The organism is Stenotrophomonas sp. K-6, from assembly GCF_056861555.1.
Genome location: NZ_JBSPUC010000001.1, coordinates 519,521 through 545,695 on the forward strand (window position 1 = coordinate 519,521; position 26,175 = coordinate 545,695).

At 67.3% G+C, this 26,175-nt stretch carries 21 protein-coding genes; 18 read left to right on the top strand and 3 right to left on the bottom strand.

Annotated features, from left to right (window positions below; translation table 11 throughout):
• Positions 1 to 351: 351 nt before the first annotated feature.
• A complete protein-coding gene (locus AC13F7_RS02300) occupies positions 352 to 972 on the bottom strand; it encodes a TetR/AcrR family transcriptional regulator (protein ID WP_482999112.1) in 621 nt (206 codons plus the stop codon).
• 130 nt (positions 973 to 1,102) lie between these two features.
• Between AC13F7_RS02300 and AC13F7_RS02305 the strand changes: the two genes are divergently transcribed.
• From AC13F7_RS02305 to AC13F7_RS02320, 4 genes are all read left to right on the top strand, one after another.
• On the top strand, positions 1,103 to 2,137 hold the full coding sequence (locus AC13F7_RS02305) for an MBL fold metallo-hydrolase (protein WP_482999113.1): 1,035 nt from the start codon (positions 1,103 to 1,105) through the stop codon (positions 2,135 to 2,137).
• A gap of 288 nt (positions 2,138 to 2,425) precedes the next feature.
• Complete coding sequence (locus AC13F7_RS02310) at positions 2,426 to 5,041, top strand: autotransporter family protein (RefSeq protein WP_482999114.1); 2,616 nt, start codon at positions 2,426 to 2,428, stop codon at positions 5,039 to 5,041.
• Between the two features lie 127 nt (positions 5,042 to 5,168).
• Positions 5,169 to 5,900, top strand: coding sequence for a hypothetical protein (locus tag AC13F7_RS02315; protein WP_481469579.1), 732 nt, complete (start codon positions 5,169 to 5,171; stop codon positions 5,898 to 5,900).
• 5 nt (positions 5,901 to 5,905) lie between these two features.
• Positions 5,906 to 6,508, top strand: coding sequence for an HAD family hydrolase (locus AC13F7_RS02320; RefSeq protein ID WP_482999481.1), 603 nt, complete (start codon positions 5,906 to 5,908; stop codon positions 6,506 to 6,508).
• A gap of 284 nt (positions 6,509 to 6,792) precedes the next feature.
• Here the strand turns inward: AC13F7_RS02320 and AC13F7_RS02325 are convergent, their stop codons facing one another.
• Entirely contained in the window at positions 6,793 to 7,731 is a 939-nt protein-coding gene (locus tag AC13F7_RS02325) for a carbohydrate kinase family protein (RefSeq protein ID WP_123730158.1), read from the bottom strand.
• 275 nt (positions 7,732 to 8,006) lie between these two features.
• Here AC13F7_RS02325 and AC13F7_RS02330 point away from each other — a divergent pair, with 275 nt between their 5' ends.
• The 9 genes from AC13F7_RS02330 (at position 8,007) to AC13F7_RS02370 (ending at position 19,629) form a co-directional block, all read left to right on the top strand.
• A complete protein-coding gene (locus AC13F7_RS02330) occupies positions 8,007 to 9,053 on the top strand; it encodes a rod shape-determining protein (RefSeq protein WP_019186044.1) in 1,047 nt (348 codons plus the stop codon).
• A gap of 156 nt (positions 9,054 to 9,209) precedes the next feature.
• Positions 9,210 to 10,322, top strand: a complete 1,113-nt coding sequence (gene mreC, locus AC13F7_RS02335) for a rod shape-determining protein MreC (protein WP_482999115.1) — start codon at positions 9,210 to 9,212, stop codon at positions 10,320 to 10,322.
• Positions 10,319 to 10,804, top strand: a complete 486-nt coding sequence (gene mreD, locus AC13F7_RS02340) for a rod shape-determining protein MreD (protein WP_482999116.1) — start codon at positions 10,319 to 10,321, stop codon at positions 10,802 to 10,804. Before mreC ends, mreD begins: the two co-directional genes overlap by 4 nt.
• A 1-nt stretch (position 10,805) precedes the next feature.
• Complete coding sequence (gene mrdA, locus AC13F7_RS02345) at positions 10,806 to 12,875, top strand: penicillin-binding protein 2 (protein WP_482999117.1); 2,070 nt, start codon at positions 10,806 to 10,808, stop codon at positions 12,873 to 12,875.
• Positions 12,872 to 13,984: a rod shape-determining protein RodA gene (gene rodA, locus AC13F7_RS02350; protein WP_482999118.1), complete on the top strand. Its 1,113-nt coding sequence runs from the start codon at positions 12,872 to 12,874 to the stop codon at positions 13,982 to 13,984. The genes mrdA and rodA (AC13F7_RS02350) overlap by 4 nt, the downstream gene beginning before the upstream one ends.
• Before the next feature lie 166 nt (positions 13,985 to 14,150).
• Positions 14,151 to 15,251 (top strand): rod shape-determining protein RodA, encoded by a 1,101-nt coding sequence (gene rodA / locus AC13F7_RS02355; protein WP_481469584.1) that lies wholly within the window; start codon positions 14,151 to 14,153, stop codon positions 15,249 to 15,251.
• Positions 15,252 to 15,850: 599 nt separating this feature from the next.
• On the top strand, positions 15,851 to 16,996 hold the full coding sequence (gene mltB / locus AC13F7_RS02360) for a lytic murein transglycosylase B (protein ID WP_481469586.1): 1,146 nt from the start codon (positions 15,851 to 15,853) through the stop codon (positions 16,994 to 16,996).
• Positions 16,993 to 18,306 (top strand): septal ring lytic transglycosylase RlpA family protein, encoded by a 1,314-nt coding sequence (locus AC13F7_RS02365; RefSeq protein ID WP_482999119.1) that lies wholly within the window; start codon positions 16,993 to 16,995, stop codon positions 18,304 to 18,306. Before mltB ends, AC13F7_RS02365 begins: the two co-directional genes overlap by 4 nt.
• A gap of 105 nt (positions 18,307 to 18,411) precedes the next feature.
• Positions 18,412 to 19,629: a D-alanyl-D-alanine carboxypeptidase family protein gene (locus AC13F7_RS02370; protein ID WP_482999120.1), complete on the top strand. Its 1,218-nt coding sequence runs from the start codon at positions 18,412 to 18,414 to the stop codon at positions 19,627 to 19,629.
• A 109-nt stretch (positions 19,630 to 19,738) separates the two neighbouring features.
• Here AC13F7_RS02370 and AC13F7_RS02375 read toward each other — a convergent pair whose 3' ends face one another.
• Positions 19,739 to 20,803, bottom strand: a complete 1,065-nt coding sequence (locus AC13F7_RS02375) for a lipid A deacylase LpxR family protein (RefSeq protein ID WP_346471342.1) — start codon at positions 20,801 to 20,803, stop codon at positions 19,739 to 19,741.
• Between the two features lie 193 nt (positions 20,804 to 20,996).
• Here AC13F7_RS02375 and AC13F7_RS02380 point away from each other — a divergent pair, with 193 nt between their 5' ends.
• From AC13F7_RS02380 to AC13F7_RS02400, 5 genes are all read left to right on the top strand, one after another.
• Positions 20,997 to 21,275 carry a DUF493 family protein gene (locus AC13F7_RS02380; RefSeq protein WP_123730167.1) on the top strand — a complete coding sequence of 93 codons (279 nt, stop codon included), beginning with the start codon at positions 20,997 to 20,999 and terminating at the stop codon, positions 21,273 to 21,275.
• On the top strand, positions 21,263 to 21,970 hold the full coding sequence (gene lipB / locus AC13F7_RS02385) for a lipoyl(octanoyl) transferase LipB (protein WP_481469593.1): 708 nt from the start codon (positions 21,263 to 21,265) through the stop codon (positions 21,968 to 21,970). The genes AC13F7_RS02380 and lipB overlap by 13 nt, the downstream gene beginning before the upstream one ends.
• Before the next feature lie 18 nt (positions 21,971 to 21,988).
• Entirely contained in the window at positions 21,989 to 23,002 is a 1,014-nt protein-coding gene (gene lipA, locus AC13F7_RS02390; RefSeq protein ID WP_176988175.1) for a lipoyl synthase, read from the top strand.
• A 238-nt stretch (positions 23,003 to 23,240) separates the two neighbouring features.
• Positions 23,241 to 25,418 carry a carboxy terminal-processing peptidase gene (locus AC13F7_RS02395; RefSeq protein WP_482999121.1) on the top strand — a complete coding sequence of 726 codons (2,178 nt, stop codon included), beginning with the start codon at positions 23,241 to 23,243 and terminating at the stop codon, positions 25,416 to 25,418.
• A gap of 128 nt (positions 25,419 to 25,546) precedes the next feature.
• A complete protein-coding gene (locus tag AC13F7_RS02400) occupies positions 25,547 to 26,173 on the top strand; it encodes a DUF2242 domain-containing protein (RefSeq protein WP_482999122.1) in 627 nt (208 codons plus the stop codon).
• Positions 26,174 to 26,175 lie beyond the last annotated feature (2 nt).

Below are 26,175 nucleotides of genomic sequence, written 5' to 3' on the forward strand. Positions count from 1 at the left end.
TATGCGCGCCTGCGTACCGCGAGCCGAGCCCCCTAGGGGCCGGCAGGCCCCTCGGCAAATGTCCCCCGGCCGCCGCTTGGCGGCGACGGCCTGCTCCTTGATTTTGCCCAGGAGCCTACCAGCCCCTAGGGGGCTCGGCTCGCGGTACACGTGCAGACAACCGCGCCTTTCTGTGAGAGCCGCGGTTCTCGATCCGTGGGTCGCGATGCCCTTGTGGGCGAAATAAAGGAGGAGGGGGCGGCCGCAGGCCGACGCCGGGGGACATTCGCCGGCAAGGGCATCGCGGCCCAGCGCCCGACCAACTAGGCGCCGCGACTGGATAAGGCATGTTTCTTTGCGTGGAAGCCTATGTCACACCGCGCGCACCGCCAGGAACATGTCCACGCAGTCGTGCATCACCTGCTGCTGCTGTGCCGGCGTGAGCGGAGGCTGGCCGAAGGTGATCTGCGGCCAGAACGCAAAGGCCTTGAGCATCGCCTGCAACTGATGCGCCGCCTCGGCCGGCGGCATGTCCAGCCGCAGCCGCCCATCGGCCTGGGCGGCGCGGATCCAGCCGGTCAGGCCTTCTTCCTTCTCGGCCAGCTTGTCCATCATCGCCCGTGCCCGTTCGGGCGTGTGCACCAGCTCGGCCATCGCCACCCGCGAAAGATCGATGAAGCCGGGGTCGTCGAGCAGGCGCATCTTGCGCGCCGCGAATACCAGCAACTGATCGCGCAGCGGCTGCGCCGGGTCGTAGGGCACGACAGCCAGCGCCTGGCTGGCCTCGAACAACTGCCACAGGATGGCGGTGAACAGTTCGTCCTTGCTGGCGAAGTGGTTGTAGACCGTGCGCTTGGATACCTCGGCCGTCGCCGCGATCCGGTCCATGCTGGTGCCGGCAAAGCCGAACGCGCGGAACTCGGCCACCGCCGCGTCCAGGATGGCCGCGCGCTTGCGGTCGGTCAGACGGGTGGGGCGGTCGGAAGTGCTCATGGGCTTATTTTACACCGTTCAGTTTACTTTTCGAAAAAGGCAAGTACACTCGCCGGTGTACTTTCCAGGGCAAGCCCCGATGATGCGTCGCCTGCCTCGATTCCTCCTCCTTCTGACGGTGTTGATCGCCATGTCCATTGGCCTGTTGACCTGCGGTGCCCGCCCGGCTGCCGCCTATGACCAGTCGCCGCAGTTCGGCGACGGGCGCTTCCACAATCCCGCAGGCAAGAGCTCGCTGGGCTTCGTTGGCACGCTGGGCGTAATGTGGAAGATGCTGTTCGAAAAGCCCGCCGACGCCACTCCGCTGGCCCCGATTCCGGTGCAGCCGCTGAGCCGGCAGGCCCTGCTCGACGCACCCGACGACAGCCTGTGGCGTCTGGGGCATTCGACGATGCTGATGAAGCTGGACGGCCATTTCTGGCTGACCGACCCGGTCTTCGCCGAGCGCGCCTCGCCGATGTCGTTCATGGGGCCCAAGCGGTTCCACGCACCGCCGCTGAGCATCGACGAACTGCCGCCGATCACCGGCGTGATCATCTCCCATGACCACTACGATCACCTCGACCACGATGCCGTCCTCGCGCTCGCGCCCAAGGTGCAGCACTTCGTCACCGCGCTCGGCGTAGGCGACCGCTTGATCGGGTGGGGCGTGCCCGCCGCGAAGGTCGTGCAGCTGGACTGGTGGCAGGACACCCGCGTGGAGGGCCTGAAGATCGTCGCGACCCCGGCCCAGCATTTCTCCGGCCGGACCCTCGCCGACGGCAACCGCACGCTGTGGGCTTCGTGGGTGATCGACACCGGGCGTACCCGGATCTTCTTCAGCGGCGACACCGGCTACTTCGACGGCTTTGCCCGCATCGGCGAGCGCTACGGCCCGTTCGATCTGACCATGATCGAGACCGGTGCCTACGATGCGCAGTGGCCGGACGTGCACATGCAGCCCGAACAAAGCCTGCAGGCGCACCTGGACGTGCGCGGCAAGGTGCTGATGCCGATCCACAACGGCACCTTCGACCTCGCGTTGCATCCGTGGACCGAACCGTTCGATCGCATCACCGCGCTGGCGCAGGAACACGGCGTGGCACTGACTGCCCCGCACATGGGCGAACGCCTGGATATCCGCGCGCCGGCGCCGTCCACGCAGTGGTGGCGTGAGGTGCGCTGAGCCAAGGCGCAGCGATGGCGCAGTCGATCACGCCCGGCCCTGGCCGGGCGTTTTCGTTGCAGGGCAGGCTGTCTGCCTGGGGGCTGAATCAACTGCCGTGGAAAGGCCGTTTTCGTATTAGTTGCATGGCAATCGCGTGGGCGGTCATGACAATGGCGAGGACGCAGGACACCGCCTGCTGGCGCTCCGTCCACAAAGGCGGGCACCGTGGTTCCTGCCGTGCCGCGTGAACGATCCAGCGGCCTCCCTGCCATGTCGCGGCGTTGGCGACACCTACAAAGGACTCCCATGGATTCTCTCCGTGTACGTCGTCACGTGCTTGGCGCGGCGATCCACCTTGCTCTCGGTGCCAGCGTGCTGTCTGTGCCTGTTTCGGCCAAGACCATCGTCATCCGCAATGAAGTGCTTGAAACCGTCCCGACCTACACCGGCGACAGTCTGGAGGTGTACAGCTCGCGCATCGTCAGTACGAGCGATACGCTGTTCAACGACACCGTCATCGCGGTGGACGGCGGGGCGTTGCACATCGAACGCTCCACACTGGGGTCGTATGCCGAGGGCATCTCGGCACTGAAGTTTCGAGGCGGTGCGAACAGCGGGCTCATCGTCGGCTCGGAGATCTTCACCCACGGCGCTGCGGCCGTGGGGGTGGATGTGGCCGGAACCCGCTTCCTGCCTTCCGGCGATGTGGCACCGACCGGCGCGCTGCGCCTGGTCGACACGCGGATCCGCACCGCAGGCATTGACGCGCACGGCGCGGCGATTGGACCGAAGATGCAGCTGGGGCTCGATGCGTCCTCCATCATGACCGGCGGCGCAGGTGCGGCGGGGGTCTGGATGTTCGGCGGCACGCTGCTGCTGGAGCGCGGCAGCACCATTGTCACCACCGGCGACAATGCCACCGGCATCCATGCGCAGGCGCAGAAATGGCGCGTCCCCCCGGGCGGGTTCTTTCCGCACGTGGCGCGTGTTGCGTTGTCCGGATCGGACGTGCGGGTCACCGGCGAAGGCAGTGTCGGCATCCGCGCCGGGTACACGGGCCTGTACCCGGATGGCATCGGCAGCACGATCACCTTGACCGACAGCCGCATCCTGGCCGAGCGCGGGCATGGCGTGCAGTTTCTGGGCGGCGACAGCAACCTGCTGGACGTAACCGCGGGCAGCCAGGTGCAGGGCAGGGAGAGTGCCGTGCATGCGGCGACGGCGGGCAGCATCAACCGCGTGGTCGTTGATGACGGCACGCTGGTCGGTGAGCAGTCCGCCGTGTGGGTGCAGAACGGTGCCACGATGGCGGTGGAGGCGCATGATGCGGTGATCGAGGGGCGCGCGTTCGCCGATGATCGTTCCCGGCTGGACATGCGCCTGAGCGGCACCGACTGGAACGCGCGCGGCGCATCGCAGGTGGATGATCTCACGCTGCACCGGGGCAGCCGTCTGTGGCTGGGCCGCGGCGCGGTCGGCGATCAGCTGGTGGTGCGGGGCGATCTGGACATCGATGCCAGCACGCTCTTCTTCGACGCCGTGCTCGGTGATGACGGCACCCGTGCGGATCATCTGCGGGTAGAGGGCGACACGCGCGGCAGCGGTGGCATCGTGGTCAACAATCTCGGGGGCCGCGGCGCTGCTACGGTTGAAGGCATCGAGCTGATCCACGTAGGCGGTCGGTCGGACGCCACGTTCCAGCTCCAGGGGCGTGCCGTGGCGGGCGCGTACGACTACTTCCTGTTCAAGGGCAGTGTGAGCGATCCCGGCGATGGCCACTGGTACCTGCGGTCGGAGCTTGCGCCGGTGGTCGTCGATCCCTGTGAGGCGACCCCCGACCTGCCCGGCTGCGTCGAACTGGAGCTGCCCGGGGTGCCTGAACGCCCGGAGTTGCCTGAACTTCCCCGGCCGGTACCGGAGGGCGGAACAGGGGAGGTACTGGTACCGCCTCCGCCTCCGCTTCCGCCTCCACCCCCCGTGCTGCGCCCGGAGCCCGGCGCCTACCTTGGCAACCAGCGGGCGGCGATCGACATGTTCGCGCTGCGCCGGGATGACCGCGCTACTGCGCGGGCCGAGGGCGGTGCATGGATCCGCGTCTCCGGCCGCCGCGCTGCGTTCGGCACCGCGGGCCTGCGCATCGATACAGCAGGGCACTCGCTGCTGCAGCTGCAGGCTCACGGCAACAGTTCCGTACTGCAGCTGGGTACGCAGGTATTGGCGTGGGACGGCGTAGGCCATGCATCGCTGGGAGTGATGCTCGGCCAAGGGCGTGCCGACACCACGGTGGTGTCCACGAGGACCGGCTACAGCGCGCGCGGCGAGGTGACAGGCACGTCGATCGGGGTGTACGGCGGCTGGCAGCAGCAGGCCGACGACGCCGCCGGCGCCTATCTGGCCGGCGCCGTGCAGGCCGGGCGCTACCGCAACACCGTGCAGGGCGCGGGCCTTGAGAAGGAGCGCCATGACGCGGCCACGCGCACGGCGGCGCTGGAGGTCGGCTACGCCTGGCGGCTGCGGATCGGCTCGACTGCGCTGTACGTTCAGCCGCAGGCGGAGGTGGTCTGGACTGGCTACCGCAGTGATGCGCTGGTCGAGCACAACGGGACCGTGATCGAGAAGGTCGACCAGGGGCAGGTGGAGCACCGGGTCGGGCTGCGTGTGTTCGGGCACGCGATCGGCACCGCGCAGATCGTGCAGCCGTTCATCGAGGCCAACTGGCGGCGTGGCGGTACCCGTACGGCGCGGGTCTTCGACGGCCAGGTGCTGCGCAGCGATCTGCCACGCGACCGGCATGAGCTGCGCGCGGGCGCCCAGGTCGGTTTTTCTGGAGGCTGGTCGGGCAGTGCGGCGTTGGGGGTTGAGCAGGGGCAGGGCGCGTATCGTACGGTCCAGGGGCAGCTCACCCTTCGTCGCGGCTGGTGAACGGTGGCGGACAGGCGCTGGGACCTTCCCGGCGCTATCGGCAGGGCGAGTGTGGGGCGTCGTCGCGTGCTTGGCGATACAGTATCAGGCGCGCCTTCGGGCGCACCTGATCCCACTGGAGCACGCAATGAAACGACTGATCCTGGTAGCGGCCTGCGCCTTCGCGCTGTCCGCCTGCAGCAACCCCGAAGCCGAGCGCCAGGCGCAGGAAGCCGCCGCGGCCGCCGCCAAGGCGCAGCAGGAAGAGAAGGCCGAAGGCGTGGCAAAGCAGTACGACATGGCTGTCGCCTCGCAGGATTGGGAGCGCGCGCGCATCCACGGTGGCTCGCTGCTGGATCAATACAAGGACACCGATGTGGCCGCCCGGATCGAACCGGGCTATGCCGAGGTCAAGGCCAAGGCCGAGGCCGCGCGCGAGAAGCGCCGTCTGCAGGCGCTGTGGCAGTACAACAAGATCCCGATCGGCACCAAAGGCATCCAGGCCTCCGCCCAGATCTACAGCAAGGAGCGTGTGGATGTGGACGGCAGTGGCGCCAAGCCGGTACAGCTGGTGTTCCGCGATCATCCCGAGTGGAAGCGCCACGCCTATCTGGTGTTGCAGGCCGGTGATTTCCGCTGCCCGAAGTGCCAGGTCAAGGTGACCGTCGACGATGGCAAGCCGGTCTCGATGGCTGCCTGGCGTCCGGATACCGATGAAGCGATCGCGATGTTCATCACCGATCAGAAAGCGCTGTGGAACCTGGCGCGCAAGGCGAAGGTGATCAGCATCGAATTCCCGGTCAAGGCCGGTGGTACGCGTACCGCCGTGTTCGAAACCGGCGGCGTGGACGCCAGCCAGATGCCGCAGTGGTGGCAGTGACCGGCTTGCCGGCGATCCGTCACTGGGTGTTCGACATGGACGGCACGCTGACCATCGCGGTGCACGATTTCCAGCGCATCAAACGCGAACTTGCGATACCGCCGGATGAGGACATCCTCAGCCACCTCGCCGCGCTCCCGGCCGAGGTGGCGGCGGCCAAGCACGACTGGCTGCTCGCGCACGAACGCGCGCTCGCCGAGCAGGCGCAGGCCGCCCCTGGCGCAGTGGCCCTCGTACGCGCGCTGCACGGCGCGGGCTGCCGGCTGGGCATCCTCACCCGCAATGCGCGCGAACTCGCCCAGGTGACGCTGCAGGCGATCGGTGTGGGGGACATCTTCGCCCCCGATGACATCATCGGCCGCGATGAAGCCAAGCCCAAGCCCTCACCGGCCGGGCTGCAGTACTTCGTTGAGCGCTGGCAGGCTGCGCCTGCCCAGCTGGTGATGGTCGGCGACCATCGCTTCGACCTGGAATGCGGCCGCGCCGCCGGCACCCGCACCGTGCTGGTCAATACCCCCGACAACCCGTGGCCGGGCATGGCCTGCTGGCACCTGGCCGATTGCGGCGAGGTGCTGGCAGCGTGGAAAGGGAAGCGGATGTCGGCCTGACCGCGCCGAAAGGGCCCGCGCGATCCACCGCCAGGACCCTGAAAAGCAGCCAGGCATGGCCTGGCTCTACCCTCATCCCCCGATCCCTCTCTGGTGGAGAGCCCCCTTGATGTTCAAGGGGGCGCGCCAACGGCGCGGGGATTAGGTGGAATGCGCGGGACGGTTGCGCCGCAGGCGCAGTCGTCTCAAGGGGGCGCGCCGATAGGCGGGGGGATGAGGTGGCATGCAATTGGGACCCGCGATTCGCTACGGCGAATCGTGGGCCGCGTTTGATCGCACTGCGATCAAACGGTCAGCGCGTAGCCGAATTGCTGCTTGAACTGCTCATTGAACTCATCGAACGTGAAGCGCTGGTTCTGGGTGCCCGGGTGCTCGACCTTCAGCGCGCCCATCAGGTTGCCCATGCGGCCGATGGTCAGCCAGTCGTAGCCCTTCTCGATGCCGTAGATCAGGCCGGCGCGGAACGCATCGCCACAGCCGGTCGGGTCCACCACGCGGCGCTCGTGCGCCGGCGGGATGTCATAGGTCTTTTCCGGGGTGTGGATGACCGCGCCCTTCGGGCCGCGCGTGGTGATGTAGGCCTTGACCCGGCTCACGATCGCCTTTTCATCCCAGCCGGTGCGCTCCTGCAGCAGGTTGGACTCGTAGTCGTTGACCACGACGTAGTCGGCCTGCTCGATGAAGGTGCGCAGCTCCGGGCCGTTGAACAGCGGCATGGCCTGGCCCGGGTCGAAGATGAACGGCACACCGGCGTCGAAGAATTCCTGCGAATTCTGGATCATGCCTTCGCGCCCGTCCGGGCCGACCAGACCCAGGGTCACGCCCGGCACGTCCTTCACGTGGTTCTCGTAGGACCGCATCATCGCGCCCGGGTGGAAGGCGGTGATCTGGTTGTTGTCGTGGTCGGTGGTGATGAACGCCTGCGGGGTGAACAGCTCATCGATCACCTTGACCCGGCTCAGGTCGATGCCCAGGCCCTGGAAGTACTCGCGGTACGGGCCGAAATCCGAACCCACCGTGCCCATCGGGATCGGCTCGCCACCCAGCAGGTACAGGTTGTAGGCGATGTTGCCGGCGCAACCGCCGAATTCACGACGCATCCGCGGCACCAGGAACGACACATTCAGGATGTGCACCTTGTCCGGCAGGATGTGATTCTTGAACTGGTCCGGGAACACCATGATGGTGTCGAAGGCAAGAGAACCACAGATCAAAGCGGACATCGAGTAAGGCCTATGCGGTAGGGGGTTTGAGGCCCGTCGGGCGGGCAACGAAACGGCGCCCTGCGGCGCCCTGCGGCGCAAAGGTTAACGGGTAGGGCGGCTTTGGGCCAGAACCCGGGCTGCCCGGATTGGCCTGAATGGCCGTGAAGGCTGGCGTTCGGCCAGATTTGTCCTTGCTCGCGCACAGGGGGATTGCTAGGCTTGTCGACCTCGAATTCTGCCCATTTTTTCGCCATCCCGCGTTGGGCGCGACACCCCTCAGGATCAACTCCCAGATGTTCAAGAAACTGCGTGGCATGTTCTCCAATGACCTGTCCATCGACCTGGGCACGGCCAACACCCTCATCTACGTGCGTGGGCAGGGGATCGTGCTGAACGAGCCGTCGGTCGTGGCCGTTCGCCAGGACCGTGCCATCGGTGGTACCCGTTCCGTGGCTGCCGTGGGCGCCGAGGCCAAGCAGATGCTCGGCCGTACCCCGGGCCACATCACCACCATCCGCCCGATGAAGGACGGCGTCATCGCCGACTTCACCTACACCGAGGCGATGCTCAAGCACTTCATCAAGAAGGTCCACAAGTCGCGCTTCCTGCGCCCGAGCCCGCGCGTGCTGGTCTGCGTGCCGGCCGGTTCGACCCAGGTCGAGCGCCGCGCGATCAAGGAGTCGGCCGAGGAGGCCGGTGCGCGGGATGTGTTCCTGATCGAAGAGCCCATGGCCGCTGCGATCGGTGCCGGCATGCCGGTGACCGAGGCGCGCGGCTCGATGGTCATCGACATTGGCGGCGGCACCACCGAAGTGGCGGTGATCTCGCTCAACGGCATCGTCTACTCGGCCTCCGTGCGTATCGGCGGCGACCGTTTCGACGAATCAATCACCAACTACGTGCGCCGCAACCACGGCATGCTGATCGGTGAAGCGACCGCCGAGCGGATCAAGGTCGAGCTGGGCTGCGCCTACCCGCAGGCGGAAGTGATCGAGATGGAAATCTCCGGCCGCAACCTCGCCGAGGGCGTGCCGAAGATGATCAAGATCAACTCCAATGAAGTGCTGGAAGCCCTGCACGAGCCGCTGTCGGGCATCGTCAGCGCGGTCAAGCTGGCGCTGGAGCAGACCCCGCCGGAACTGTGTGCCGACGTCGCCGAGCGCGGCATCGTGCTCACCGGTGGTGGTGCCCTGCTGCGCGACATGGACCGCCTGATCTCCGAGGAAACCGGCCTGCACGTGCAGGTGGCCGATGACCCGCTGACCTGCGTGGCCCGCGGTGGTGGTCGTGCGCTGGAGCTGGTGGACATGCACGGCAACGAGTTCTTTGCGCCGGAGTGAGCCGTACCGGCCGTGTATCGTAGACGCGCCTCTGCGGCGTGATGCTTCGGGTAAGCCTCGCTTGCCGGGCGTCACTTCGCCGGGGCGTTGTCGCATGCTGTTTCCGCTGCGCTCTTGTTCGGCGCGCTCCACCCACACTCTTCCCAGTCGACGCCTGTGCCGCCTTACGCCGGTCCTCCCGTAGCCTCCCGTCAGGGCGATGCCGCCAGTCCGCTGCGCCTGCTCGCTTACCTGGCGTTGGCCATCACCCTGATCGTGCTGGATGACCAGGCTGGCTGGCTGTCGCGCCTGCGCGCGCAGGCCAACGTGCTGGTGCAGCCGGTATGGGCGCTCGCCGGCCTGCCCGGGCGCCTGGGCACCCAGGTCAAGGACAACGCGGCCAGCCATGGCCAGCTGGTCACCGAGAACCGCGAACTGCGCAACCAGCTGCTGATCGCCAATGCGCGCCTGACCCGCCTGCAGACCGCCGCGCTGGACAACGCTCAGCTGCGCGAGCTGCTCAATGTGGCCGAGCGTAGTGGCCTGGATGTGCAGCTTGCCCCGATCCTGGATATCGATCTGGACCCGGTGCGCCAGCGCCTGGTGCTGGCCGCCGGCACCCGCGACGGCGTGCATGTCGGCCAGGCCGTGATCGACGCCGGTGGCCTGATGGGCCAGGTGATCGCCACCACCGGCAACAGCGCTACCGTGCTGCTGCTGACCGACCCTGATCATGCGGTGCCCGTCACCGTAGCGCGCAACGGCGTGCGCCTGATCGTCTATGGCCGCGGCGACACGCTGGAGCTGCGCGACATTCCACTCAGCGCCGGGGTGGAAGTAGGCGATGAGATCGTCACCTCCGGCTTGGGCGGGCGCTTCCCGGCCGGGTTTCCGGTGGGCAGCATCACCGCGCTGCGCCCGGATGACACCCATGCCTTCCTGGTCGGCGAGCTGAAGCCGGCCGCCCAGCTCGATCGCGGCCGCGACGTATTGCTGCTGCGCCCGGGCGAGGCCATCCGCATTCCGCCGAATCTGCGCCGGGATCCGAGCGAGGCCGGTGGACCGGCCGCAGCGCCGCTGCAGGAGGGCGCGCCGGGAGGCACCGCAACGCCGACCAGTGCCCCCCCGGCGAGCCCATCCCCGGCCACGACGGCAGCTGCGACGGCGCCCGCCAATGCACCGCAGGCCAACCGGCCCGGGCCGTCCGCGCCGGTACCGGTGACTCCGCGTCGTGCCGCACCTGCGCCTGCTCCTGAAACCGGCGCCACGCCGCCGGAGGAACAACGATGAGCCGCCTGCGCGACAAGCCCTGGGTGCTGCCGGTGAGCCTGGTGGTCGCCCTGCTGCTCGGCCTGCTGCCACTGCCGGCCCTGCTGCAGCCACTGCGCCCCTATTGGCTGGCGCTGGTGCTGGCCTACTGGGTGATCGAAACACCGGACCGGGTCGGGCTGGGCATCGCCTTCGCCAGCGGCATGATCGCCGATCTGCTCTATGGCGGCGTGCTCGGTGAGCAGGCGCTGCGGCTGGTGATCCTCACCTTCATCCTGCAGCGCTTCCGCGCGCGGATCCGCTTCTTCCCGATGTCCCAGCAGATCCTGGCGATCGGCGGGCTGCTGTTCAACGACCGCATCGTCAGCGCGGTGGTGCACATCGTGGTCGGCGAGCCGACCCTGCCGTGGTCGTACTGGTGGGCGCCGCTGCTGGGCATGGCGCTGTGGCCGCTGGTTTTCGTGCTGCTGGACGCCCTGCGCTTCGGGCGACGCGGGCGCTGACATGTACATGCGCCGCCAGGCCAAGAATCCGCATGCCGAGGCAGAACAGTTCCGGCGCCGTGCCGCGCTGGGCTTCGTCGGCGTGCTGGTGTGCCTGCTGGGCCTGGGCGGCTGGTACTTCAAGCTGCAGGTGATGGACCACGACATCTACGCCACGCGCTCGGAGGCCAACCGGATCAAGCCGCGGCCGGTGGTACCGGGGCGCGGAATGATCTACGACCGCAACGGCCGGCTGCTGGCCGAAAACGTGCCCGCGTTCCGCCTGGACATCACCCCGGACAAGGTCAAGGACATGGACGCCACCCTGGCGGGCCTGTCGAAGATCCTCGCGCTCAGCCCGGAAGACATCGAGACCTTCAACAAGTCGCGCAAGGCACGCCGCAGCTTCCTGCCGGTCACGCTCAAGCTGCGCGTCACCGATGAGGAAATGGCGCGTTTCGCGGTGGACCGCTGGCGCTTCCCCGGCGTGGAGCTGGAGCCCTACCTGACCCGGCGCTATCCCTATGGCGATCTGTTCGCGCACATCATCGGCTACGTCGGCCGGGTCGATGACAAGGATCTGGAGATGCTGGGCGAGGGCAATGCCGCGCTGACCCACATCGGCAAGTCCGGGCTGGAGCGGTATTACGAGCAGCAGTTGCGCGGCAAGGTCGGCTACGAGCAGGTCGAGACCAATGTGCAGGGCCGCGCGATCCGTACCATCGGCCGGGTCGCGGCGCAGTCGGGCAGCGATCTGCGGCTGTCGATCGACGCCGATCTGCAGCGCGCGATGGTCGCCGCCTTCGGTGAGTTCGAAGGTGCGGCCGTGGCGATGGACCCGCGCACCGGTGAAGTACTGGCGATGGTCAGCCTGCCGTCCTACGACCCGAACCTGTTCGTGAACGGCATTTCGCATGCCGATTTCAAGGCGCTCAACGACAATCCCTCGCGCCCGCAGTTCAACCGCCTGGTGCTGGGCGGCGTCGCGCCGGGTTCGACGATCAAGCCGCTGATCGGCCTGGCCGGTCTGGACAGCGGCGTGCGCAAGCCCGAAGACAAGATCCTGTCCACCGGCATGTTCTATCTGCCGGGCACCTCGCGCGGCTGGGGCGATGCCAACCGGGGTGGCCATGGCTGGACCGATCTGCGCAAGTCGATCACCCAGTCGGTGAACACGTATTACTACAAGCTCGCACTGGATCTGGGCATCGATCGCTTCGACCACTACATGGGCTATTACGGGTTCGGTGTGCCGACCGGGATCGACCTGACCGGCGAGATCGGCGGCATCCTGCCCTCGCCGGCCGCCAAGTACAAATCGCGCAAGGAACGCTGGTACCCCGGCGATACGGTCAACGTCAGCATCGGCCAGGGCGACTGGAAGGTCACCCCACTGCAGCTGGTGCATGGGGTGGCCGGCATCGCCGATGGTCAGTTGCGCCAGCCGCACCTGGTGATGCAGCAGCGCGCCGGGTTCGATGCGGACTGGACCGCGATGCCCGCGGGCGAAAGCAAGCCGATCAGCCCGACGCCGAGCAATCTGCAGGCGGTGCGCGAGGGCATGATGGGCACCATGCAGCCCGGTGGCAGTGGTGCCCGCGCGGCCGCAGGCGCGCCCTATGTGATGGCCGGCAAAACTGGTACCGCGCAGGTGATCAGCCGCCGCGGTACCGCCGCGGTGAACCCGCGCAGCCTGCCGATGCACCTGCGCCACCGCGCGTTGTTCGTCGGCTTCGCGCCGGCCGACAATCCGGTCATCGCCGTGGCGATCGCGGTGGAAGGCGGCGGTTACGGTGGCTCGGCCGCCGCGCCGATCGCACGCAAGATTTTTGATGCCTGGCTGCTGGGCAAGATGCCCGACGGCCTGGAACCGCTGGACAGCGAGCGCGGCACCACCGCGATCGGCATCACCGCGTTCGACGGCGGCGGTGCGACCGCGCGCGACGCGGGCGATGCGGCCTTGGCTGCGCTGGAGCTCATGCCGGTAGTGGTGGGCGTGCCTGCCGCGCCCGCGCCCGCCCCTGCGCCGACACCCGGTGCACCCGTGCCCCGTGCCACCACGCCCCCGACTGCACCGGAGCGACCACGATGAAGGTCTTTCTGCGTTGGGCGGTCGACATGGCCGTCCGCTTCAGCAGCTCGCTGGACTGGATGCTGTGCCTGGCGCTGGGCGCGCTGATGCTGATCGGGCTGGCGGTGCTCAAGAGTGCCGGCGGTGATGGCCTGGTGTTCGCTCAGGGCGCGCGTTTCGCGGTCGGTCTGGCCGCGATGTGGGCGATCTCGCGGGTGTCGATCCTGCGCATCCGCTCGGCCACGCCGCTGATCTACGCGGTCTCGATGATTCCGCTGCTGGCCGTGTTCGTGCTGGGTACCGGCAAGTACGGCCGGCAGTGGCTGGATCTGAAGCTGTTCTACCTGCAGCCGGCCGAGCTGCTCAAGGTCAGCCTGCCGATGATGGTGGCCTGGTATCTGCATCGCATGCCGTTGCCGCCACGCTTCTCCACGGTGCTGACCAGTGCGGTGATCATCGGTGTGCCGACCGGGCTGGTGATGCTGCAGCCGGACTTCGGCACCGGCGTGCTGATCGCCGCCAGTGGCGCGTTCGTGCTGCTGCTGGCCGGGTTGCCGTGGTGGTGGGTCGGCGTGGCGGTCGGTGGTGTCGCCGCGGCCGCGCCGGTGGCCTGGTTCTGGCTGCTGCGGCCGTACCAGAAGGACCGCATCATGATGTTCATGGACCCGGAGAGCGACGCGCTCGGCGCGGGCTGGAACATCATCCAGTCCAAGATCGCGATCGGCTCGGGTGGCCTGGATGGCAAGGGCTGGGGGCAGGGCTCGCAGTCGCACCTGAATTTCATTCCCGAGCAGACCACCGATTTCGCGTTCTCCGTGCTCAGCGAAGAGTTCGGCTGGATGGGCGTGGCGCTCGTGCTGGCCCTGTACCTGGTGGTGATCGGGCGCTGCCTGTGGATCGCCTCGCAGTCGCGCGACTCTTATTCGCGCCTGCTCGCTGGCGCGACCGGGCTGGCGTTTTTCGTCTATGTGCTGGTCAACGGCGGCATGATCTCCGGCCTGCTGCCGGTGGTCGGCGTGCCGATGCCGCTGATCAGTTACGGCGGCACGTCTGCGGTATCGCTGTTGGCCGGTTTCGGTCTGGTGATGGCAGTGCGTCGCCACAATCCGGTGCACGGCGGCTACGGCTGAGCCCACGCGACGCGTAAGGCGTGAGGGGGCGGTACGTCTCGGCTAAGGATTGCCACGCCCCTGCGTGTTACGGTCCTGCGCTCGCGCCGGCTCGTTGTTCGGGCCCGCTTTCTGTTCGCCGTGTCGCCTCCTGCTGTGCGTCGCGTCATCCACAGGAGTCGCCCGCATGGTCGAACTACTGCAGCGCGCACGCGCCGTATTCCATTTCTTTTTCCGCACCCTCGATCTGCCCTTGCTGGGCGCGCTGTGCCTGCTGATGGTGGCCGGGCTGGCCGTGCTGCACAGCGTGGACGGGCCGGTGCATGCGCAGGCGATGCGCTATGGCGCCGGCCTTGCCGCGTTGTGGGCGCTGTCGCGCGTGCCGGTGGTGACGCTGCGCGCGTGGTCACCGTGGATCTACACGTTGTCCTTGTTGCCGCTGCTGGCGGTCTATGTGGTCGGCACCGGCAAATACGGCCAGCGGTGGTTGAACCTGGGCGTGTTCTATCTGCAGCCCTCCGAGCTGCTCAAGCTCAGCCTGCCGATGATGATGGCCTGGTACCTGCACAAGCAGCCGTTGCCGCCGCGGCCGCGCGCGGTGCTGACCGCCGCCGTGCTGATTGGTGGGCCGGCAGTGCTGATCCTGCTGCAGCCCAACCTGGGTACGGCAACGCTGGTCACCGCCAGCGGGGTGTTTGCGCTGCTGCTGGCCGGCCTGCGCTGGTGGTGGATGGCCATCGCGCTGGGTGGGGTGTCGGTGGCCGCGCCGCTGGCCTGGTTCGGGCTGCTGAGGCAGTACCAGAAGGATCGCGTGCTGACCTTCCTGTATCCGGAAAACGATCCACTGGGCACCGGCTGGAACATCATCCAGTCCAAGATTGCGATCGGCTCGGGCGGCATGCACGGCAAAGGCTGGGGGCAGGGCACCCAGGCTGCGCTGGACTTCCTGCCCGAATACACCACGGACTTCGCGTTCTCCGTGTTGGCCGAAGAGTTCGGCTGGGTCGGCGTGGCGGTGGTGCTCAGCCTGTTCCTGTTCGTCACCGCGCGCTGCCTGTGGATCGCCAGCCATTCGCGCTGCGGCTACTCGCGTCTGCTGGTGGGCACCACCGGCCTGGTGTTCTTCGTCTACGTGCTGGTCAATGGCGGCATGATTTCCGGCGTGCTGCCGGTGGTGGGTGTCCCGATGCCGCTGATTAGTTATGGCGGTACCTCGGCGGTATCCCTGCTGGCCAGTTTCGGGCTGGTAATGGCAGCGCGGCAGCATCAGCCGGTGCATCCCACGTAGGCCACGGCAAGGGCGGTTTGCGCGGACCCGCGATGCGAAAACGCTTCCAGGTGCAGGGGCGGTCAAGGCGTTGCGCTAAAAGTGAGAAGTGGCGCACAGATATGAAGTGACTTGATCTCGATCAATGGACATGTCGCAAACGGCCTGCACAATGGCGGCCCGCCAACAACGACGCGCTGAGCCAAGCATCGCGACGGGGACGTCTGGCGGGGAGTAGTTGACCTCACAGGTAGAAAGGGCGAGGCGCGCGCTGGGGAGATGCGCGCCGCGCTGCTGCCGATCGGGTCCGGTTTGGCCGGTTGCGTCCACGGGGATGGGGGCGCAGCCGGCGGACCTCTTCGCACGTCGGCGGCGCCCGAAAAAGTGAGACCTGCGTCGTCCCCTGGGCATCGCGCAGGGATTGCGGCGGGACGCGCATTCGCGCAGGGATCAGGCGCTGCGATCATCCGGCCCGCCCTGTCCGTTGAGCAAACATGAATGGGGAACGGTGCGGCGCCTGTCTACACCTCGCCTTAACGACCCCTCGAAAACTCGGGCAATCCGTTGAGATTCATGGCCTTAGGGGTTTTAATTCATCCATGACCTGCTAACCTGCCGCGATGATCCGACGCTCCCTGGCCTGCATGCTCACGCTCGGTTTGGTCGCTTGTGCGACCCAGCCGCAGACTCCTTCACCGTCGCCGCAGGCCTCGGGTGTTCCCGTTTCCCCGCCTCCCGGCAGCAAGGGCCCGGCTGAAGCTGCCCCCGAGGCAGCGGGTGCCAACGCAGCCCCGGTGGACCTGACCCCGGTCCCGTTCGAGGTGGCCCGCGCCAACTTCGTACGCGATACCGCCGCCCGTTACGGTATTCCCGCTGCCCAGATCGAAGCGACCCTGGCCCAGGCGCAGATCCGCGACCCGATCATCGCGGCGATGTCGCGCCCGGCCGAGCGGGTCAAGCCGTGGAACGAGTACCGGCCGATGTTCATCAGCCAGGCACGGATCGAGGGTGGCAGGAAGTTCCTCGCCCAGCATCGCGATGAGCTGATGCGGGTGCAGCAGCGCACCGGGGTACCGGCCGAAGTGATCGTGGCCATCATCGGCGTGGAAACCAGCTACGGCGGCAATACCGGCAGCTACCGCGTGCTCGATGCGCTGTACACGCTGGCGTTCAAATACCCGCGCAGTGGCGATCCGGCCAAGCTCGAACGCGAGGTGCGCCGCGAGCTGTTCTTCCGCGATGAACTGGCGCGCCTGTTCGCGCTGACCCGCGACGAGAAGCTGGACATCACCGCGATCAAGGGCAGCTACGCCGGCGCGATGGGCATGGGCCAGTTCATGCCCTCCAGCTATCTGGACTATGCGGTGGATGGCAACGGCGATGGCCGTCGCGACCTGTTCAACAGCTATGACGATGTCTTCTCCTCGATCGCCAATTACTTCGTCAAGAAGGGCGGTTGGGTCCGCGGCGGCCCGGTCGCCGTGCCGGCCACGCTGCAGGCCGGTCGTGAGGAATTCAATCCGACCGAATGGGCGCCGACCTGGAGCCTGTCCGAGCTGGCCCAGCGCGGCTACCAGCCCAGCGTGCCAGTCGCGGCCGGCCTGACCGCCACGCCGATCACGCTGGAAGGCAGCACCGGCAAGCAGTACTGGCTGGGCTTCCAGAACTACTACGCCATTACCCGCTACAACCTCTCGAAAATGTACGCGATGGCCGTGTACCAGTTGTCCCAGGCCATCGCCGGACAGGAGTTGCCGCCGGCATGAATGCACTCGCACGCTCCAGATGGCTGATTCCGGGGTCGCTGATACTGGCACTGGCCGCCTGCAGCAGTGCGCCGAAGAAGCCCGCCGGCAGCACCGCCGGCAGCAGCAAGCCGTCCGGTGCAGTAGTGCAGGGCAAGGGCGGGCGTCCGGCGCATTGTCCTGAGGGCTCGCCTTACAAGGCCGCGTCTGAGGACCCGAGCACGCGCGGCGACTATCGCGCTGGCGGGCTGTACAAGCCGGGCGTGAATGACAGTACCCCGACCTACATTCCCAACGTGGCCTGCATCCCGGAGCCGGAGGTCGTGGACCTGCCGCGCTCGCCGATCGGCAACAAATCGCCGTACGTGGTATTGGGCAAGCAGTACCAGGTGATGGACAAGACCCGCGGCTATGCCGAGAAGGGCACCGCCTCGTACTACGGCGCCAAGTTCCATGGCCGCCTGACCTCCAACCGCGAGGTGTACGACATGTACGCCTTTACTGCCGCGCACAAGACTCTGCCGTTGCCGAGCTTCGCCCGGGTGACCAACCTGGACAACGGCGAATCGGTGATCGTGCGGGTCAATGATCGTGGCCCCTTCCACGATGGCCGCGTGGTCGATCTCAGCTACGCTGCCGCCGTGCGCCTGGGGATCACCCAGCGCGGCACCGGCAACGTGGAAGTCCGCGCGCTGGCCCCGGGCGATGACAACCTGCTGGCCGACAAGCCCAGCCGCCGCGAGCGCCGCGAGGTCGCTGCCGCTGCGGTGGCGGCGAGCACCACGGCCGCGGGCGCACGCCGCGCCAGCGAAATGGACGCCCTGGTCGGCAAGCTGCCGGCTGCCACGGCGACCGCTGCCGCCAAGCCGGCCGGCGAGCAGTACCGTTACCGCGTCGCCGACTCGGCCAAGCCGGGCAACGCCGACAACTTCGATCACTGGATGCGCGACAACGGCGTGCGCGTGGCCACCGGCAAGCCGGCCACCACCCAGGCCGCCAGCGTCAACACCGCCCCGGTGGCGGTGGCCGCCTTGCCCGCCGCCGCACCGGCCGCGCGGCCCGCACCGGCCCCCGCCGCGACGCTCTCCCAGCAGGTGCTCGGCAGCGTGTTGCTGCAGGTGGCCAGCTTCGCCAGCCGCGACAATGCCACGCGCGCGCTGGGGCAGTTGTCCTCGGCCGGCATCGCCGGGGCCAGCATCAGCGATATCGTCAGTGGCGGGCGTACCCTGTGGCGCCTGCGCGTCCCGGCGCCCGACCATGCCAGTGCCTCGGAACTTGCCGGCCGGATCGCCGGTCTGGGCTTCGGGGCGCCGCAGATCGTGAAGGACTGAGCCTTCCGCTGCACGCGGCACGCCAACACGTGCCGCCGCTCCTTGGGCCTACAATGCCCGTTATCCCTCATTTCCCCTTGGCGCCCTCCAGGAGCTTGCTGTCCGATGAAATTCCGCTTTGCCGCCGCTGCCATGGCCACGACCCTGTTCGTGGGCATGGTCTCCGCCCAGGCCCCCCTGCCGACCCCGGCACCGGCGCCTGCTCCCGCCGCCGCCGCCCCAGCCACCGTCGCGACCCCGCCGGCGCCCAAGCCCAGCATCTCCAAGGCCTGGATCCTGATGGATTACGCCACCGGGCAGGTCCTGGCCGGTGAGAACGTGCACGAGCAACTGGCCCCGGCCAGCATCACCAAGGTGATGACCTCGTATGTCGTGGCCGCCGAGGTCAAGAACGGCAAGGTCCGTACCGACGACCAGGTGATGATGAGCGAGCGCGCCTGGCGTGAGGGCGGCGCCGGCACCGACGGCAGCTACAGCGGCTTCCCGGTCAACCAGACCGCGCGTCTGGAAGACATGGAAAAGGGCATGGCGATCCAGTCCGGCAACGATGCCGCGATCGCCCTGGCCGAGCACGTCGCCGGCAGCGAAGAAGCCTTCGCCTCGCTGATGAACAGCTACGCCGCCAAGATCGGCATGAAGGACTCCCACTTCGTCAACGCCCATGGCCTGAGCGCGCCGGGCCACCACACCACCGCCTACGACCTGGCCCTGCTGGGCCGCGCGATGGTGCGTGACTATCCGGAAACCTACGCCTACAACAAGGTGAAGGAATTCACCGTCGGCAACATCACCCAGCCCAACCGCAACCTGCTGCTGTGGCGCGACCAGAGCGTGGACGGCATCAAGACCGGCCACACCTCTGAAGCCGGCTACTGCCTGATGAGCTCGGCCCAGCGTGGTGACCAGCGCCTGGTCGCGGTGATTCTCGGTGGCGGTTCGGAAAAGCAGCGCGCCGATGACAGCCTGGCCCTGCTCAACTGGGGCTTCCGCTTCTTCGAAACCCACCGCATGTACGAGCCGGGCAAGGTCGTGGCCGAGCACAAGGTGTGGAAGGGCAAGACCGCCACGCTGCAGCTTGGCGTGGCCCAGCCGATGCTGGTCAGCGTGCCGCGCGGCCGTTACAACGATCTCAAGCCGAGCATCGACGTGCCCAAGACCCTGGAAGCCCCGTTCACCGCCGGCCAGCAGGTCGGCACCCTGAAGGTGATGCTGGACAACCAGGTCGTCGCCCAGGCGCCGCTGGTGGCCGTGGCCGCCGTGGAAGAAGCCGGCTTCTTCAAGCGTCTGTGGGACAGCTTCTGGATGTGGTGGGAATCGGAGTAATCCGGTCCGACTGAAGTAAAAAAGACCGGCGAAAGCCGGTCTTTTTTTGCGCGTCCCTTCTGGCTACCCGGTAGTGCCGGCCGCTGGCCGGATTCTGGTACGGGCGCCGTTACAGCGACCGGCTGATCGTAAAGCTGCCGAACACCGGCGCCTCACGCTGCCCATCGAACTCGCGCGTGCTGTGGTAACGGGCCAACGCGAACTTCCAGCGCCCGCGCATCACCGCCAGCCCGTAACCGGCCTGGGCCACCACATGGCGCTTGTCCACACTGTGGCTGTTGCGGAATGTATTGCCGTCCAGCGTGATATCCCGGATCACCCATGCCGCGTCCGTGGTGCCGAACAGATGCCACGACCACCCGCTCGGCTTGCCGCCGCGCGTCGGCGCGGTGTTCTCACCGGCCGGCCGCAGCGGCGTACTGCCGAAATCGTCCGGCAGCTTCCAACCAAAGCGCACCTCGCCGCCGGCGTTGACATGGGTGGCCAGATTGCCCACCGCACCGCCGTAATGACTGATCGCATCCCAGCCCCAGCCGCCCAGGTTCTCGCTGGCATCGGCTGGCCAACGGCGCATCCGCTCATGCGTCAGCATGAACACCGGTTCGTTGTGCAGCTGGTTGTCCCAGCCCTGGAACTTCTCATCGCCCAGCAGCTCGTGCACCGCGTTCTGCACCTCCTCGCCGAGCGCCCACGGCCCCACCACGCCCACCGCCAGCTGGGTCGTCTGCAGGCGGTCGCCGCGGCGCGCGTTGTAGCCGAAGCTGGCAATCAGCACGCCCGCATACGGCCGGTCGTCCTCGATCAGGTCCTTCCGGGTGAAATCGGTCGGGGTGAAAATGCCCTGGGCCACGCTGAAGATCATGTTCTGCTGCTCGAACTCGCCTGGGTGCAGCCGCTCCAGATGGCTGTTGACCCAGCGCGCCAGGCGCGGCAGACAGGGATCGTCGGTGTAATCGACCAGGTTCGGTGAGACCAGCGTGATCTGGGCGCCATTGGTATAGCCCTGATCCTGGTCCTTGCCGCCGAACAGATCGTTGTCGACGCGGAAGTTGACCTGGGGCGGATGCTCGCGCATCGCATCGGGCCCGCATTGGGAGGCGGCCTGGGCAGCGGGTGCCGCCAGGGCCAGGACGCCGGCGAGTGCGGCCGGCAACGCGAAGGGCTTCAGAGACATGGGATACCAGACGGGGATTTATGCTTTCTTAAGCCGATACAGCGTAGTCAGAGCGTGATGCCGTGAACAGCGCTGCGCACGCATTGCTGCGTATCAGTGGCGATACAGGCGTTTTCACGTGCCGTTCGGCGCTGCTGTGCGCACGATCGAGCAGCGCTTGGGTTCGGGCGCGGGCATCCCCATAATCCCGGTCATGGAGATCAAGTCAGACAACCCCGACCACGGCTTCCAGTTCCCCGGCCAGTTCGAACTCAGCGCCATGGGCGCGGCCGGCAAGGACCTGGAACGCGAACTGCCGCGCCTGCTTGAGCTGGCCGGCGTCGACGTGCTGAGCGAACGCATCAGCTGGAAACACTCGTCCAACGGCAAGTATGTGTCGGTGCGGCTGGTGTTCAAGGCCGACAACCGCGACCAGTACGACGCCGCGCACACCGCGCTGCGTGACCACCCGGAAGTGAAGTGGACGCTGTAGCCAACTGCGCCACCGCTGCGGCCCCGGGTGACCGGGCGCCGCAACCGGCCCTCGTGCGTGACCTCGGGCGCCAGCCGTATGCCCCGGTCTGGCACGCCATGCAGCGCTTCACCGATGCCCGCACCGACGCCACCCCGGACGAACTGTGGGTGGTCGAGCACGATCCGGTGTTCACCCTGGGCCAGGCCGGCAAGGAAGAGCATGTGCTCGCGCCCGGCGATATTCCCGTTCTGCATGTGGACCGCGGCGGTCAGGTGACCTACCACGGGCCCGGCCAGATCGTGATCTACCCACTGCTGCAGCTGCGGCGGCTGGGGATCGGCGTACGCGACTACGTGTGCCGGATCGAGCAGGCCATCATCGACACCCTGGGCGACTGGAACATCGGTGCCGAGCGGCTGGAGGGCGCGCCCGGCGTCTACGTCGGTGGTGCCAAGGTCGCCGCGCTCGGCATCCGCGTCCGCCGCGGCTGCACCTTCCACGGCCTGGCCTTCAATGTCGCCATGGACCTGGAACCGTTCCGCCGGATCAACCCCTGTGGCTATCAAGGGCTGCAGGTGACCTCGGTGGTAGACTTGGGGGGACCGTCCGGCATGGCGGCCGTCACGCCGGTGCTGCTGGGCCATCTGGCCCGCCAGTTCGGCCTGGCCCTCGAGCCGGCCGCTGAATTACCCGATTTGACTGACGCGGCGTGAACGCCGCCGACCAAGGCCATGACTGAAACCACCGCTCGCCTCATTCCCCTGCAGGTTGTGCAGGGCGACACGCCGTCCGCCGCCCCGTTGCAGACGGGTGTCAAACAGATCGGCGGTGACAAGATCGGCCGCTCGCCGGTGCAGTTCGCCGATGCGCCGGTGCTGCGCAAGCCGTCGTGGATCCGCGTGCGGATTCCCTCCGGCAACGCCGTGCAGAACCTCAAGGCCAAGCTGCGCGAGAACCGCCTGGTCACGGTCTGCGAGGAAGCCAGCTGCCCCAACATCCACGAGTGCTTCAGCCACGGCACCGCGACCTTCATGATCCTCGGCGAGGTCTGCACCCGCCGCTGCTCGTTCTGCGACGTGGCCCACGGCCGGCCCAAGCCGCCGGACGCCAATGAACCGGCCAGCCTGTCCCAGACCGTGGCCGACATGGGCCTGAAGTATGTGGTGGTGACCAGCGTGGACCGCGACGACCTGCGCGACGGCGGTGCCCAGCACTTCGCCGACTGCATCGGCGCCATCCGTGCCAAGTCGCCCAACACCAAGATCGAAGTGCTGACCCCGGATTTCCGTGGCAAGGGCCGCATGGAGCGCGCGCTGGAGATCCTGGCGACCAACCCGCCGGATGTGTTCAACCACAACATCGAAACCGTGCCGGATCTGTACCGCAACGTGCGCCCCGGCGCGGATTACCAGTGGTCGTTGACCCTGCTCAAGAAGTTCAAGGCCCAGCACCCGGAGATCGCCACCAAGTCCGGCATCATGCTCGGCCTGGGCGAGACCCTGGAGCAGGTCCAGGCCACGCTGCGCGACCTGCGCGAGCATGACGTGGACATGATCACGATCGGCCAGTACCTTCAGCCGACCGCGCATCACCACCCGGTGCTGCGTTACTGGACGCCCGAGGAATACAAGGCGCTGGAGGAATACGGCAACGCGCTGGGCTTCAGCCACGTCGCCTCCGGTCCGATGGTGCGCTCGTCCTACCATGCCGACCGCCAGGCGGCCGACGCCGGCGTCGCCGGTTGATCCAGCGGGCCCTTCGGGGCCCGTTCTGTCATTCCCACCTGTCTCGCCCCGGCCGCGGCCCTGAACCGCGGATGGCCGCAGGCCTGTGCCTGCCTGCTGATCCCGCCGGTATTCACAAATTTCTCCAGCGGCCTCGGTAGGCTGAAAGCCCCGGTGACAAACGCGGCAACTTTCGGCACTGTCGTGGTGTCTGTAATGCACGCAGTCTCTCCCTTGGCAAGGTGCCACGAGCTAGTCCATGAAATTCAAAGCCCCCGCATTCCTGATGGCCCTGGCGCTCACCGCGCCGATGGCACTGGCCGCCTACGCCGATTCGCCCGCGCTGCCTTCGGCTGCCACGGCCGACCAGGTGACCACCTCCAAGCTGGTCTACGGACTGCTCTCGGACAGCCGATACGCCTACCGGCCGCGCGCACTGGATGCGGCGACCTCCAAGGACGTCTTCAAGCGCTACCTGGAGTCGCTCGACAGCAGCAAGCAGTTCTTCACCCAGGCCGACATCACCCGTTTCGCCCCGTTCGAAGCCAACATCGCCACGGCCATCCGAGGCGGTGAGCTGGAGCCGGCGTTCCAGGTGTTCGCGGTCTACAAGCAGCGCGTGGGTGAGCGTGTCGGCTATGCGCGCAAGCTGCTCAAGACCGATTTCGATTTCACCACCGATGAAAAGTTCGAGTACGACCGCAAGGACGTGCCGTGGGCCGCGAGCAGCGCCGAACTGGACGATCTGTGGCGCAAGTCGGTCAAGAACGATTGGCTGCGCCTGAAGCTGGCCGGCAAGCAGCCGGCCGAGATCCGCAAGACGCTGGACAAGCGTTACGCCACGCTGGAAAAGTCGGTCAATGAGCTCAAGGGCGAGGACGTGTTCCAGTTCTTCCTCAACGCCTACACCAGCGCCGTGGATCCGCACACCGATTATTTCACCCCGCGCACCGCCGAGAACTTCAACCAGGCGATGTCGCTCTCGCTGGAAGGCATCGGCGCGCAGCTGCAGCGCCAGGACGACATGGTGGTGATCCGCGAGGTCATCGCCGGTGGCCCGGCCGCAGTCAATGGCACGCTGAAGCCGGGCGACCGCATCGTCGGCGTGGGCCAGGGCAAGTCCGGTCCGCTGGAAGACGTGATCGGCTGGCGCATCGATGATGTGGTGGCCAAGATCCGCGGCAAGAGCGATACCCAGGTCCGCCTGGAGTTCATTCCGGCCGAGGAGGGCGTCGACGGCAAGCATCACACGCTGGTGCTGACCCGCCAGAAGGTGCGCCTGGCCGAACAGGCCGCCAAGGGCGAGACCCTGACCATCCCGGCCAAGGACGGGGAGCCGGAGCGCAAGGTAGGCGTGATCAAGCTGCCAACCTTCTATCAGGATTTCGAAGGCCGCCGTCGCAACGCCGCCGACTATGCCTCGGCGACCCGCGACGTGGCCAAGCTGCTGGCCGGCTTCAAGGCCGACAAGCTCGATGGCGTGGTGCTGGATCTGCGCAACAACGGCGGTGGTTCGCTGGATGAAGCCATTGAGCTGACCGGTCTGTTCATCGAACAGGGTCCGGTGGTCCAGGTGCGCGAATCCGGTGGCCGTGTCACCGTCAACAGCGACCGCAGCGACGTAGTGGCGTGGGACGGCCCGCTGGCTGTTCTGATCAACCGTGGCTCGGCCTCGGCGTCGGAGATTTTCGCCGGTGCCATCCAGGATTACGGCCGTGGCCTGGTGATCGGTGAAACCACCTTCGGCAAGGGCACCGTGCAGAACATCGTCGATCTGGACCGTTGGCCGAGTGGTGAGACCCAGCGCTTCGGCCAGGTCAAGCTGACCATCGCCCAGTTCTTCCGCGTCAGCGGCAGCAGCACCCAGCACAAGGGCGTGGTGCCCGATCTGGCCTTCCCGGCCAGTGTGGACGCCAGCGAGTACGGTGAAAGCACCTACGACAACGCGCTGCCGTGGACCCGCATCGCCGCCGTGCCGCACACCCAGTACGGTAACTTCGGCCCGCTGCTGCCCAAGCTGGAAAGTCGTCACGACACGCGCATTGCCGCCGACAAGGAGTTCCAGTGGTGGAACGAGGACGTCGAACAGTTCCGCGCCGAGAAGGCCAAGAAGTACATCTCGCTCAACGAGGCCGAGCGCCGCGCCGAGCGTGAGAAGCAGGACAAGCAGCGCACCGACCGCCAGGCCATCCGCAAGGAACTGGGCCTGGATCTGGATCCGCTGGCCGATGACAGCAATGACGACGGCCTGACCGGCAACGAGCGCGACATCGTCAAGGATGCCGCGCGCGAGAAGGCTGCCGAAAAGCGTCCGGATCCGCTGCTGCGTGAATCGGCCGCGATCCTTGCCGATGCGGTGAATCTGCTGGAAACCGACCGCCCGCTGTCGGCCCAGGTGCTGCCGCAGTCGACCGCCGTCGGCCGCTGGGCGGACTGAGCCCGGGCTGCCTGCAGCTGAACCGGTGACAACTCCACAGGCCGCCCTTCGGGGCGGCCTGTGTGTATCCACCTCCTGCCAACGCCCACGGGTCTATCCTTGGAGGCTGGATTTCCGCAGGAGCGGCCATGCGCTTTCCTCGTGTACGTTCGATCCCGATGCTGGCGGTGTTCGCCGCCCTGACCGCCTGTGGCGGTCGTGCCGCTGACAGCACCCTGATCCGCGAGTCGTTCGATTCCGGAGACACCTACTCGCGTACCGTGCCCGGCGCCCCGGGCCAGGCCTGCGAAGCCGCGCGCCGCACCCTGCTCAGCCAGGGCTACGCCATCGCCCGTGCCGGTGATGATGCGGTGGAAGGCAACAAGAATTTCCAACCCAAGGATGATGAGCACGAGCAGCTGGTGCTGCGCATTTCCTGCGCACCGCGCGGGGACCAGGCACTGGTGTTCGTCAGCGCGGTGCAGGACCGTTACGCCCTGAAGAAGAGCCCGACCTCCGCCAGTGTCGGCGTGGGGGCGCTCGGCTCGGTGTCGTTGCCGTTTGGCAGCAATGACGACTCGCTGGTGAAGGTGGCCAGCAGCACGGTGCAGGATGCGGGCTTCTACCGTCGCTTCTTCGAGCGCCTGCAACAGTACCTGCCTGCGGCTGCCGTGACCGAGCCTGCACCGGCCGCAGCCCCCGCCACTGCTCCTGCGGCGGCAGTGGAGGCCACGCCGACCACGGTGGTGAGCGATACCCCGGCCTCCCTGCACTGAGC

Coding starts and splice junctions, on each gene's coding strand:
- AC13F7_RS02380 (WP_123730167.1), top strand. CDS start 20,997: ATGGAGATCAAGTCAGACAACCCCGACCACGGCTTCCAGTTCCCCGGC.
- mrdA (WP_482999117.1), top strand. CDS start 10,806: ATGTACATGCGCCGCCAGGCCAAGAATCCGCATGCCGAGGCAGAACAG.
- AC13F7_RS02330 (WP_019186044.1), top strand. CDS start 8,007: ATGTTCAAGAAACTGCGTGGCATGTTCTCCAATGACCTGTCCATCGAC.
- mltB (WP_481469586.1), top strand. CDS start 15,851: ATGATCCGACGCTCCCTGGCCTGCATGCTCACGCTCGGTTTGGTCGCT.
- AC13F7_RS02310 (WP_482999114.1), top strand. CDS start 2,426: ATGGATTCTCTCCGTGTACGTCGTCACGTGCTTGGCGCGGCGATCCAC.
- rodA (WP_482999118.1), top strand. CDS start 12,872: ATGAAGGTCTTTCTGCGTTGGGCGGTCGACATGGCCGTCCGCTTCAGC.
- AC13F7_RS02300 (WP_482999112.1), bottom strand. CDS start 972: ATGAGCACTTCCGACCGCCCCACCCGTCTGACCGACCGCAAGCGCGCG.
- AC13F7_RS02325 (WP_123730158.1), bottom strand. CDS start 7,731: ATGTCCGCTTTGATCTGTGGTTCTCTTGCCTTCGACACCATCATGGTG.
- AC13F7_RS02370 (WP_482999120.1), top strand. CDS start 18,412: ATGAAATTCCGCTTTGCCGCCGCTGCCATGGCCACGACCCTGTTCGTG.
- AC13F7_RS02365 (WP_482999119.1), top strand. CDS start 16,993: ATGAATGCACTCGCACGCTCCAGATGGCTGATTCCGGGGTCGCTGATA.
- AC13F7_RS02305 (WP_482999113.1), top strand. CDS start 1,103: ATGTCCATTGGCCTGTTGACCTGCGGTGCCCGCCCGGCTGCCGCCTAT.
- mreD (WP_482999116.1), top strand. CDS start 10,319: ATGAGCCGCCTGCGCGACAAGCCCTGGGTGCTGCCGGTGAGCCTGGTG.
- lipA (WP_176988175.1), top strand. CDS start 21,989: ATGACTGAAACCACCGCTCGCCTCATTCCCCTGCAGGTTGTGCAGGGC.
- AC13F7_RS02395 (WP_482999121.1), top strand. CDS start 23,241: ATGAAATTCAAAGCCCCCGCATTCCTGATGGCCCTGGCGCTCACCGCG.
- AC13F7_RS02315 (WP_481469579.1), top strand. CDS start 5,169: ATGAAACGACTGATCCTGGTAGCGGCCTGCGCCTTCGCGCTGTCCGCC.
- AC13F7_RS02375 (WP_346471342.1), bottom strand. CDS start 20,803: ATGTCTCTGAAGCCCTTCGCGTTGCCGGCCGCACTCGCCGGCGTCCTG.
- AC13F7_RS02400 (WP_482999122.1), top strand. CDS start 25,547: ATGCGCTTTCCTCGTGTACGTTCGATCCCGATGCTGGCGGTGTTCGCC.
- rodA (WP_481469584.1), top strand. CDS start 14,151: ATGGTCGAACTACTGCAGCGCGCACGCGCCGTATTCCATTTCTTTTTC.